The organism is Paramesorhizobium deserti (assembly GCF_001558695.1).
GTDB lineage: Bacteria > Pseudomonadota > Alphaproteobacteria > Rhizobiales > Rhizobiaceae > Paramesorhizobium > Paramesorhizobium deserti.
In genome coordinates this window covers 682,626-693,742 of record NZ_LNTU01000023.1, presented here as the reverse complement: position 1 = coordinate 693,742, position 11,117 = coordinate 682,626, and the positions used below count along the sequence as shown (strand labels likewise).

The 11,117-nt window shown below is 60.1% G+C and carries 11 protein-coding genes and 1 pseudogene; 7 read left to right on the top strand and 5 right to left on the bottom strand.

What is annotated here, in order from left to right; all coding sequences use genetic code 11:
* The 3 genes and pseudogenes from ATN84_RS16120 to ATN84_RS16115 form a co-directional block, all read left to right on the top strand.
* Window positions 1–941, top strand: a 941-nt coding sequence (locus ATN84_RS16120) for a hypothetical protein (RefSeq protein ID WP_210172569.1), incomplete at its 5' end; no start/stop codon positions are given.
* Window positions 942–1,397: 456 nt separating this feature from the next.
* Window positions 1,398–1,565: pseudogene (locus ATN84_RS26255) on the top strand (JAB domain-containing protein); the annotation flags it as partial.
* Window positions 1,566–1,890: 325 nt separating this feature from the next.
* Window positions 1,891–2,700, top strand: coding sequence for an ATP-binding cassette domain-containing protein (locus ATN84_RS16115; protein WP_068882627.1), 810 nt, complete (start codon window positions 1,891–1,893; stop codon window positions 2,698–2,700).
* Between the two features lie 27 nt (window positions 2,701–2,727).
* Here the strand turns inward: ATN84_RS16115 and ATN84_RS27290 are convergent, their stop codons facing one another.
* Both ATN84_RS27290 and ATN84_RS16105 read right to left on the bottom strand, forming a co-directional pair.
* On the bottom strand, window positions 2,728–3,030 hold the full coding sequence (locus ATN84_RS27290; RefSeq protein ID WP_161939581.1) for a DUF1236 domain-containing protein: 303 nt from the start codon (window positions 3,028–3,030) through the stop codon (window positions 2,728–2,730).
* Window positions 3,031–3,112: 82 nt separating this feature from the next.
* Window positions 3,113–3,820: a GntR family transcriptional regulator gene (locus ATN84_RS16105; protein ID WP_068882716.1), complete on the bottom strand. Its 708-nt coding sequence runs from the start codon at window positions 3,818–3,820 to the stop codon at window positions 3,113–3,115.
* A 72-nt stretch (window positions 3,821–3,892) separates the two neighbouring features.
* Between ATN84_RS16105 and ATN84_RS16100 the strand changes: the two genes are divergently transcribed.
* From ATN84_RS16100 to ATN84_RS16090, 3 genes are read left to right on the top strand one after another with little or no spacing between them, the layout of a single operon-like run.
* Window positions 3,893–4,867 (top strand): C4-dicarboxylate TRAP transporter substrate-binding protein, encoded by a 975-nt coding sequence (locus ATN84_RS16100; RefSeq protein WP_068882625.1) that lies wholly within the window; start codon window positions 3,893–3,895, stop codon window positions 4,865–4,867.
* A 55-nt stretch (window positions 4,868–4,922) separates the two neighbouring features.
* Window positions 4,923–5,438, top strand: coding sequence for a TRAP transporter small permease (locus tag ATN84_RS16095; RefSeq protein WP_068882624.1), 516 nt, complete (start codon window positions 4,923–4,925; stop codon window positions 5,436–5,438).
* A 1-nt stretch (window position 5,439) separates the two neighbouring features.
* Window positions 5,440–6,720, top strand: a complete 1,281-nt coding sequence (locus ATN84_RS16090) for a TRAP transporter large permease (RefSeq protein WP_068882623.1) — start codon at window positions 5,440–5,442, stop codon at window positions 6,718–6,720.
* A gap of 17 nt (window positions 6,721–6,737) precedes the next feature.
* Here the strand turns inward: ATN84_RS16090 and ATN84_RS16085 are convergent, their stop codons facing one another.
* Together ATN84_RS16085 and ATN84_RS16080 are read right to left on the bottom strand one after the other, a co-directional pair.
* Window positions 6,738–7,070, bottom strand: a complete 333-nt coding sequence (locus ATN84_RS16085) for a c-type cytochrome (RefSeq protein WP_068882622.1) — start codon at window positions 7,068–7,070, stop codon at window positions 6,738–6,740.
* 62 nt (window positions 7,071–7,132) lie between these two features.
* Window positions 7,133–8,386 carry a PQQ-dependent sugar dehydrogenase gene (locus ATN84_RS16080; RefSeq protein WP_068882621.1) on the bottom strand — a complete coding sequence of 418 codons (1,254 nt, stop codon included), beginning with the start codon at window positions 8,384–8,386 and terminating at the stop codon, window positions 7,133–7,135.
* A 220-nt stretch (window positions 8,387–8,606) separates the two neighbouring features.
* On the opposite strand from ATN84_RS16080, the gene phoA reads away from it, so the two are divergent.
* Entirely contained in the window at window positions 8,607–10,064 is a 1,458-nt protein-coding gene (gene phoA / locus ATN84_RS16075) for an alkaline phosphatase (protein ID WP_068882715.1), read from the top strand.
* A 17-nt stretch (window positions 10,065–10,081) separates the two neighbouring features.
* Here the strand turns inward: phoA and ATN84_RS16070 are convergent, their stop codons facing one another.
* On the bottom strand, window positions 10,082–11,068 hold the full coding sequence (locus ATN84_RS16070; protein WP_068882620.1) for an LLM class flavin-dependent oxidoreductase: 987 nt from the start codon (window positions 11,066–11,068) through the stop codon (window positions 10,082–10,084).
* Window positions 11,069–11,117: the final 49 nt, after the last annotated feature.

Sequence of the window (11,117 nt, the reverse complement as noted above, 5' to 3'; positions counted from 1 at the left end):
ATCGACGCGCTCATGCCGTGGAACTACGCCGCCTAAACGGCCTCAGCTTGTCGCTTACGGTGAATTCAGGAATTGGTATTTCTATAGAGCTGGGGGACGCAATGCATCCGGATGTGACTTTCGTTTTAGAACGAGTCCAGTTGCTGGTCACGGACGACTTTTACGAGACTGACAGACGGAGCTTGCTGCATGCATATATCGCGTGCCTGAGTCTCCCGGACCTGTGTACGGCGATCTCTGCGTCACTCGATGCACCGATCCGTGTGCGCCTCGCGCTTCGCCGGCGTCTGCTGCGCGTTCTTGCCGATGAGTCCGATGATGTCGGCCCCGTGGTCAAACTAGTCGAATCCACAGCCGTTGCGTCGGACCGTGCACGCAACTTGAGGCGCGCGGCTGATGCGCTACACAGTGAAGTTTTCGCGTACCTGCCTCCAAACTCGCAACAGATGCTTCTGGAGCGATGGGTGGATCGTGGCGGTCGCGGTGCCATGGCGCGCTGGATCAAGGCGGTTAAGGCGCACCAAATCCACTTTAGCGCCCCTATAGCTCTTAGTTACTGGCGCGCCTCGGGCGATTTTCGGGCAGCTCAAGCGCTGGCTTATCAAGCTCCCTCTGAATTCTTGCGAGCGATAATTCCAGAGCTCGTTGCTAGGTGTGATGAAGGCTGGATTATCGCTAAAGCGATGAGGAGATGTGGCGATACGACGACCGAGGTTTGGGAGGATCTACGTCAACGACATCCGGCAACATACCTCTATATCTGCGCTCACATGGGCAGGATAGTCAGCGACGAGGAGGCCTTAGAACTGGTCCATCGATGCAAGGCGGGGGTAGTCGATAACGAGCGAGGCTTGGCAATCTGGGCTATAGGCCAGATGCGAAAGGTGGCAGTGTTGGACCGTATTGTTGACGTGTTCGAAGTCCTAAAGCAGCGCGACTAGCAGCGCTGGGCGCGCCATTTTTGTATCCGGTCGAGGAGTTGGACCGGTGGGATTGCTCGAACCTAGTTCCGTGCAGGCGAACGCGGTCCCTCCCCTTCGCAAAGGTTGGCGCCGACTCGGGGATGGATGAGCGACACTGTCGGCGCCTGTGATTTGCACGCCGCGCTTGGCCGCACACTACCAGGACGGGGCGGTTTAGCCGCTCACCCCCTGCTCCGCTCAACTCAAGCAGACGCCGAGAGAACTCCGCGCTTGCTCCGAAGTAACCGTCGTCGTAGTAGTACGTTCGGCGTGCGGAACCCGTGATCCAGCGGGACCAATTCGCCATATAGAAGATTGACCGGAACAATACGGCATGATCACGGCGCATCAATATTTACATGAACCAAACCCATACCCCAGCTTAACTTAAATATAACCTAATATAATGATTATAAAGGGGTTTTCATTTAAGCTATACTGATGCACAACCATCCTTCGGGCGACCCTACCCCCTCGCGCGCCGACATCAGCATGACGAAAACCATCGTCGATGTGGCCAAGGCGCTCGGCATCACCGTTCACGATCACATCATCATCGGCAAGAGCGGGCACACCAGCTTCAAGGGACTGGATCTCATTTAGAGCATCAGAGCTTCGGAGGCTTGCACGGCAGATTGAATGCGCAGCGATTGTTCGCCGTCGCGGAGACGAATTTAGTGAATTCGGGGTTTTTGCTAACCAGCGCGCCGAATCCCGCAGCAAAAGCCGCAAATATCAGACACACGATAGCAAGCCGGATTATCATTGCAGGCCATCCTCGTTTCGCCTGCCCCCCAATGATCTTCCAGAATTTATCTTAACATGAACTTGACGATCGTGTTAACGATCACCATCGCTTTATTCGATACCCTGCAACGCTTAACCGACAGCCGAGCCGCACATGAGTTTTCTCAATCCCCGATCGACCATGGATCTTGCAAAGCAGTCACTCGGAATAGCCAAGGACACGCTTTATGAACTCGACGGGGTTTCCTTCGCCATTGCAGGGCGTCAGCTCCTTCATCCGCTGACCCTGACCCTGCCTGCACGGCGCGTCATCGGATTGATTGGCCATAATGGCTCGGGAAAATCGACCCTGATCAAGATTCTCGCCCGCCAGCAGCAGCCAACGGGTGGCGAGGTGCGTTTCGAAGGCATGTCGCTCGACAAATGGGGAGACCGGCAGTTTGCACGTAAGGTGGCCTATCTGCCGCAACAGACGCCACCCGCTTCAGGCATGCTGGTGAAGGAACTGGTGGCGCTCGGGCGCTACCCCTGGCATGGGGCACTTGGTCGCTTCAGCAAGATCGACCGCGAGAAAGTCGACGAGGCGATCGAGCTCACCGATATCGCGCCCTTTGCCGACCGGCTGGTCGATACGCTTTCCGGCGGCGAACGCCAGCGCGTCTGGCTCGCCATGCTCGTTGCGCAGGATGCCGAATGCCTGCTTCTGGACGAGCCGATCTCGGCCCTCGATGTCGCCCATCAGATGGAGGTCCTCTCGCTCGTGCATCGCCTGAGCCAGACAAAGGGCATCGGCGTCCTCGTGGTGCTGCATGATGTCAACATGGCGGCGCGCTTCTGCGATGAACTGGTGGCGCTCCATTCGGGCAATCTGATCGCGCGGGGAACCCCTCGAGAGATCATGGCTCCCGAAGAGCTCCGGCGCATCTATGGTGTTGCCATGGATGTGATCCCGCACCCGGAATCAGGAATCCCGGTCAGCTTTGTCAGATAGAATCATAGCTGCCGGACGATTGCGGCATCATTCGTCCAGATAAATGACCCTGCGGTTCTCCAGTTCGACGATGACCGGCTCGCCATTGACATAGATATAGCCGTATTGCGGCGCCTCTGGCACCGGCCGGAGTTCGATGTCCTCGGGGACCACATAGCCTTCGCTTATCTCGCCCTCAATGACGACAGGATCGACCGGGTGAGCAATGACGTATTCGCGCACGGGCGGAGGTACTTCCCTGATGATCACGTCCTGGGAAAAAGCGGTGCCGGTGCCCACAATTATCCCGGCGCCGATCAATGCTGCGGATAGTGCAATTGGCGTTTTCATCGCTAGCCTCTCTGTCCGTTCCTTTTGCACCCCCGGTGCATGGAAACGGCACAGCCAGGCTTTGGTTCCCCCTCGTGCGACCTCAGCCGAAGAGCGAGGAGTGCTCGGTAGCGAGCCTGGGAAGTGAGATGAGAATCTCCGAAAGATGCCGCCGCATGCTTGCTTCCGCCTCTTCCGGCGAGGCATTTCTGATGCCCTGCAGGATATCTTCGTGCTGTTTGATGATCGTTTTCAGCGGGGTCGCTTCCGGCAGCGAAAGATAGCGCACGCGGTCCATCTGCGCCTTCAGGCTTTCGATCACCCGCCATGCATCGTTGCAATCGGCACACTTCGCTATCGCTTGATGAAACGCTTCGTCGAGACGCAGGAAGGCCGCGTGATCCCCTGCCCGTGCAACCGATTTCTGATCGGCGATCAGCCGTTCCAACGCTTCCATATCAGCCTCCGACGCGTTGGCGGCAGCCGCGCGAACGATGGCGACTTCGACCGCCTCGCGGATGAAGCGGGCATTTCTCACCTCGCGGATTGAGATCAGTCTGACATAAGTACCGCGCTGCGGACGGATCTCGATGAAGCCGATCTCCGCCAGCTTGATGAAGGCTTCCCTCACCGGCTGACGTGAAACACGCAATTGCCGAGCGATCTCGGCTTCCGACAGCGGATGCCCCGGCCGCAGCTGCAACTGCACGATCGCCTGGCGGAGCGTTTCGAAGACACGGCTGGCGATCGTCGCCTGGCGGGACCGGCGGCTGTCATCCTCCAGTGCGGATAATTCGAAATCGAAAGCCATGTTGACAGTCATATACTACCATACTAGCGTAGGAAAGTGGATTTTGGAGGATCCGCGCTCTGGGAGGAAATCATGAAGTTTCTATCGCTGAAGGCACTCTTGTCGGTCAGTGCGCTGGTCATAGCCGCGCCGGCTTTTTCCGCCGATTATACATTGAGCATCAACACTGCTCTTACGACGGACGACCCGCTCTATAAGGGTCTCGAAGCATTTCGCGACGCGGTCGCCGAACGGTCGAACGAGGCAATCGAGGTCAAGCTCTTTCCCAATTCGCAGCTCGGCTCCGACGAGGACGTTCTGGAGCAGGCCCGCGCCGGCGCGCCGGTCGCCGTGGTGGTGGACGGCGGAAGACTGGCGGTCTTCGAGAAGGAGTTCGGCGTGCTGGGCGCGCCCTATCTCGCTTCGGGCTATGAGGGCATACGCAAGGTCGTGACCTCGCCCCTCTTCGAGGAGTGGGTGAAGAAGCTTCACGATACGTCAGGACATCAGATCCTCTCCTTCAACTGGTGGCAAGGCGAGCGGCAGCTCTGGACCAATAAGCCGGTCAGCAAGCCGGCCGATCTCGCAGGCGTTCGCATGCGCACCCCCGGCGCGCCGGTCTGGATGGAGACTATCAAGGCGATGGGCGCGACGCCGACGCCGATGCCCTTCGCCGAGGTCTATCCGGCACTCCAGCAGAACGTCATCGATGCGGTAGAGGCACAATATCCCGCGGGTTGGGGCGCCAAGCTGCAGGAAGTGACGAAACATGTCACGAAGACGGGCCATATCAACCTGATCACCGGACTCGTGACGAGCGCCGCCTGGTTCGATAGCCTTCCCCCTGAGATGCAGACGATCCTGCGCGAGGAAGCGCTGAAAGCCGGAGACGTCGCTTCGCACGGCACCGAGGATTCGCTTGCGAAGATCGAAGCCGACCTGAAGGCATCAGGCGTGACCGTCGCCGATATCGACGTCACCCCGTTCAGGGAAGCCACGGCGGGCGTGTACGAGACGCTCGGTTACAGCGACCTTCGCGACAAGCTGCAGGCGATCGTGGCCGAATAACGCAGGTCATCGGCAGGCCTACCATCGATCGACCGGCACAAGGATCGAATTACTGATGTTCAAGTTTCTCAAGCAACTTGAATTCGCGCTGGCGGCTACCCTCCTGGGACTGATCGTCTTTCTGGTGTTCATCGCCGCCATCATGCGCTTCTTCGGTCATCCACTGATCTGGTCGGTCGATCTGGCGCAGCTCATGTTCATCTGGGTCTGCTTTTTCGGGGCTACCAAGGCCATGCGCGAGAAGAGCCATATCGGCATCGATTTTCTCGTGCGCAGGCTAAGCCGCCGCCATCGGTTCGGGTTGGAATGCCTGATCTCAGCGGTCATTCTGGTGTTCCTCGCGCTTCTGGCGGCCGAGGGTTACAAGCTCACCCTGCTCAACCGGCAGCGCCTGTTCGGCGACAGCGGCCTGTCCTATGCCTGGGTGACGGCAGCAGTTCCCGTCGGATGCGCGATGATCTGCGCAGCGCTCATCGGCAATCTCGTCAAGGCGTGGCAGCGGCGCAATGACGGCCATACCCTGGTCTATTCGCGCTCCGAAACCGAAGCGCCTGCGACGATGGATCTCTGACATGGCGCTGATCAGCATCATCTTCCTTGTCCTCATGGCCATCGGCACGCCGGTCGCCTTCGCTATCGGCATTTCGGGCTTCGTGTTCTTCACGGCGGAAGCAACGATGCCGATGTCGATCGCGGTTCAGAAGATCGCGGCGATGAGCCAGAGCTTTCCCTTGCTGGCTGTCCCCTTCTTCATCTTCGCCGGCCATCTGATGAACGAGAGCGGCATCACCGAGCGGCTGTTCCGCTTTTCCTATGTGGCGGTAGGCTGGATGGCCGGGGGGCTGGCGCAGGTCGCGATCGTGCTCTCGACGGTGATGGGTGGCGTTTCCGGCTCGGCCGTCGCCGATGCCGCCATGGAGGCACGCATCCTTGGGCCGACCATGATTGCCAAGGGCTATGGCAAGGGCTTCTCCGCCGCCGCCATCGCCGTCGGCTCGCTGATCACCGCGACCATTCCGCCGAGCATCGGCCTCATTCTCTACGGCTACGTTGCCAATGTCTCGATCGGCAGGCTTTTCATCGCCGGCATCGTTCCCGGCTTCCTGATGATGGTCGGATTGATGGTGACGACCTATGTCATCGCCAGGCGGCGCGGCTATGTGGTGGCCAACACCGAGCGCCCGACCGCCCGGACGCTCGTTTCGGCGATATGGGGCGCCAAATGGGCCCTGCTCTTTCCCGTGGCCCTGGTGGTGACCATCCGGGGCGGCGTGTTCACCCCGTCGGAAGTTGGCGCCTTCGCCGTTGTCTACGCTCTGCTCGTCGGCTTCTTCGCACACCGGGAACTCGACTTCGACAAGGTAAAGCGGGCGATGGGGCACGCGATTTCCGATATCGGCTTGACCATGATCATCATCCTGATGTCCGGAATGGTCGGCTTTGCGATCATCTACCTGCAGGTGCCGCAGAACCTTTCGTCCTGGATGCTCTCCGGCGTCACCGATCCGCGCGCCGTCGTGCTCATGATCCTGCTTTTCCTGACCATCGCCGGCCTGTTCATCGAAAGCACCGTGCTCGTGCTTCTTCTTGCGCCGATTTTCGTGCCGATCATCAGGCAGATCGGCATGGACCCGGTGCATTTCGGCATTCTGATGATGAGCATCGTAACGCTCGGCGGCATGACGCCGCCGGTCGGCGTGGCGATGTATGCGGTCTGCTCGCTGATCGACGTCAAGATCGAGGAATATACGAAGGAGGCCCTGCCCTTCCTCGCGACCATCATCGGGCTGATCATCCTATTCCTTTTCCTGCCCGGTCTCGTGCTGTTCCTGCCCAACTGGGCCTTTGGTTGAACAGGCCCCGCCCGGCTTTAATCCGGCATCTCGGCGGTGATCCGGATTGCCGAATACCAGGCGGCGACATTGGCGATATCTTCATCGGAAAGGTCCTTCGCCACCACGCTCATCATTTCGTTCTGGCGCTTGCCGGAGCGGAACGCTTCCAGTTGTGCCCTGAGATAGATTTCGCTCTCGCCCGCCAGATGTGGCGCGACGGGAATCTGAGCAATCCCGTCAAGCCCGTGGCAGGTACGGCATTGCGTACCGGCGATCTTCTTTCCCGCCTGGATATCGGCAGCTTCGGCCATGCCCGGTAAACCCGCCAGGAGCAGAGCAATATTGAGCAATTTCAGGATTGATGCCATTTCGGTTGTCCGTGGATGATGCCTGCCGCCAGGCGGCAGGCGATATCAGGAGAGTGGCGGCGCTACTGCTCGTAAGAGATGCGGTAAATCGCCCCCGCCAGATCGTCGGAGACGAGGAGAGAACCGTCGCGCAATTGCGCGATATCGACCGGCCGTCCGAGATATTCGCCGTTCTCGTCCAGCCAGCCTTCGGCAAAGACTTCCGTCCTGCCGGGGGCCCCATCCTCGTTCACCGCTGTGAACATCACCCGGGCGCCGACCGGCGTCGTGCGGTTCCACGAGCCATGCTGGGCGGAAAAGATGCCGCCGCGATATTTCTCTGGAAACTGCCGCCCGGTGTAGAAGATCATGCCGAGGTCGGCGGCATGCGCATCCATCTCGACCGCGGGCATGACCACGTCGGCAGGCACTTCCTGGTCCTTGTACTCAACCGTGCGAACAGAGCCGCCACCATACCAGGGAAAACCGAAATTCTGTTTCGGTTTGGTCTGGCGGTTGATCTCGCCGGGCGGAATGGTGTCGCCCATGCCATCGACCTGATTATCGGTGAACCATAGCTCGCCATTGGCCGGATTGAAGTCATGGCCGACCGAATTGCGTATGCCATAGGTATAGACTTCGCGGTCGCTGCCATCCTGGTTCATGCGGATGATACCGCCAATGCCATGTTCTTTATAGAGCTTCAGCTTGTCCGGCGCCGGAACATTGAAAGGTTGACCAAGCGAGATATAGAGCTTGCCGTCCGGCCCGATACGGCAGACGCGTGCGGTGTGATTGTAGCTCGCCTCGCCGGTCGGAATCAGTTCACCCTCCTTGACCACTTCGAAGGCGGCGACATCCGGGCCTTCATAGAAGAACTCGGCGGCCGGATAGGACAGCACCCGGTTCTGCTCGACAATGTAAAGCACGCCCTCCGGCGAGAAGCATGGGCCGTTGGGAATCACCATGGCCAATGACGGCGCGAAATCCTTGACCTCATCGGCAACACGATCCTTGTCGCGATCGGTCACGGCCCAGACCTTGGTCTTGCGTGTGCCGACGAAGGTGACGACACCCTGCGGCCCGACCGCCATGTGGCGCGCATCGGGAACGATTGCATAGAGGCTGATCTTGAACCCCTCGGGCAATTTGATCTTCTCGAGCGTGCGGCTGATGGCTTCCGCCTTCGCTCCGCCCTGCTCTATCTCGGTAAACTCGGTCGTGCCGGTGGTCTTGAAATTGCTCAGTCGCTCGAGATTGGACGATTGCGACTGCCCAAGGGCAACCGCCGTCGTGCAGACGAGCAGAGCCAGCGAAGCTGTGATTGTCTTCGTCATTGTTTCCTCCCATAGCGTGGCGCTTTTTCCGACGTGTGGATAACGCCGCGCCAGTTTCCGCCCAAAACCGGGAAATGACAATCACCTCATGGTTCCACTGCTGCGCCCCGCATACCCCTTTAGTGCCACCTATTTGTTGATCCCAGCCTCATGGAATTGATGCGTGCAACCGCTGTGAGATGCTGCCCGCGTTTATTTTATGGAAGAAGGAAAGATTTTCATGCCCAAACACTTTACTCCGCTGCTTCTTGCAACAGTCGTCTTCTCGGCCCATGCCGGCGCTGCTCATGCCCAGACCGCCGACGCGGATGTCATTTTCCAACGGCCTGCCACAGGCGAATTATCCGAAGCCGGTGGTGCGCGACGCCTGAAGGGCGACATCACAGCCGCCTTCCGCGATCAGATCAGGCCGGGCCCGGCAAAGAATGTCATCCTCTTGATCGGCGACGGCATGGGCGATTCCGAGATCACCATCGCCCGCGATTATGCGGTCGGAGCCGGCAATTTCTTCAAGGGGCTGGACGCATTGCCCGTGACGGGGCAGTACACGCACTATTCCCTCGACAGGGAAACCGGCAAGCCGACCTACGTGACCGATTCCGCCGCTTCCGCCACGGCCTGGGCGAGCGGCGTCAAAACCTATAATGGCGCCATCGGCGTCGACATCCATGGGGAGCCGCACAAAACCCTGCTGGAGCTTGCCAAACAGGCGGGTCTCGCTACCGGCAATGTTAGCACGGCCGAAATCCAGGACGCCACCCCTGCCGCCGAGGTTGCCCACGTCACCCATCGCAAATGCTACGCCCCCACCGACACGGCAGAAAAATGCCCTGGCGACGCGCTGGAAAATGGCGGCCTCGGCTCGATCAGTGAACAGCTTCTCGATCATCGCGCCGACGTAACGCTCGGCGGCGGCGCGCGACATTTCGAGGACAAGGCCCGGGCCGGCGAATGGAAGGGCCAGACCCTGCTCACGCAGGCCGAAGCACGCGGCTACCGGCTCGTTGCCAATCGCGAAGAACTCGACAACGTAACAATCGCAGACCAGGACAGGCCCCTGCTCGGCCTTTTCGCAACAGGCAATCTGCCCGTGATCTGGGAGGGGCCGCAGGCGAGCCGTAACGGCAATATCGAGAAGGAGCCGGTCGAATGCAGGCCGAACGAAAAGCGTCCGCCGGACCTGCCGACATTGGCACAGATGACTGGAAAGGCGATCGAGCTTCTCAAGATCAACGAAAAAGGCCTCTTTCTGCAGGTCGAAAGCGCCTCGATCGACAAGCAGGACCATGTCGCCAATCCCTGTGGTCAGATCGGGGAAACCGTCGCACTCGACGAAGCCGTGCAGGTTGCGCTGGATTTCGCTCGCGAAGACGGCAATACGCTGGTGATCGTTACGGCTGACCACGCCCATGCGAGCCAGATCATCGATCCCGATGTGCGGGTCCCCGGCCTCAGTCAGGCGCTGCGGACGAAGGACGGGGCGATCATGGCCATCAGTTATGCGACTTCGGATGAGCCCGACCATCAAAACCACACCGGCACGCAATTGCGCGTCGCGGCCTATGGTCCGGGTGCGGCCAATTTCACCGGCCTCACCGACCAGACGGATATGTTCTACACCATCCGGGACGTTCTGGGGATTCAGGACAAATCGGGAGTGGCAGCGAAGCTGCGTTAGAGCGGGGTGCGGCGGGCCTACAGGCCCGCCATGTCAGCCAGTATCTCGAACGACCGGATGCGGGCGGCGTGGTCGAATATCTGCGCCGTCACCATCAGCTCATCGGCGCCTGTTCGTTTGACGAAGGCGTCTAGGCCTTCTTTCACCGTCTGCGGCGAACCCACGATCGAGCAGGAGAGCGCGTGCTGGAGAAGCGCGCGCGCCGTGGCATCCAGCCCCTCCTCATAATTCTCGACGGGTGGCGGTAGCTTCCCCGGCTTACCGGTGCGCAGATTGACGAAGGCCTGCTGCAACGAGCTGAAACGCAGCTTCGCCTCGCGGTCGGTCTCCGCGGCGAAGACATTGAGGCCCAGCATCACATAGGGTTTGTCCAGATGCTCCGACGGCTCGAAGCGGGCGCGATAGATCTCGATGGCATGGTCCAGTTCGGCGGGGGCGAAATGCGAAGCGAAGGCATATGGCAGCCCCAGCGCGGCGGCAAGCTGTGCACCGAAAAGGCTCGAGCCCAGGATCCAGACAGGCACGTCAAGGCCGGCACCAGGCACGGCGCGCACCCGCTGGCCGGGCTCAGCCGGCCGGAAATAATTCATCAGCTCCACCACATCCTGCGGAAATGCATCCGCATCGCTGTTGAGATTGCGGCGCAAGGCACGGGCGGTCAGCTGATCGGTACCCGGCGCGCGCCCCAGGCCGAGATCGATGCGCCCCGGAAAAAGGGCCGCCAGCGTGCCGAACTGCTCGGCAACGAGAAGCGGCGCGTGGTTGGGCAGCATGATGCCGCCTGCTCCGACGCGGATGGTCGAGGTGCCGGCGGCGACATGGCCGATCACCACGGCGGTGGCCGCACTGGCGATGCCCGCCATGTTGTGGTGCTCGGCGAACCAGATGCGGCGATAGCCGAGACGCTCGGCATGGCGGGCAAGATCGAGCGAGTTGCGCAGGGACTGGCCTACGTCGCTGCCTTCGGGAACAGGTGAAAGGTCAAGAACGGAAAGCGGGATCATGATGCTCACAGAATATAGAACCGGACACGCGTGAAGCGCATGTCATGCT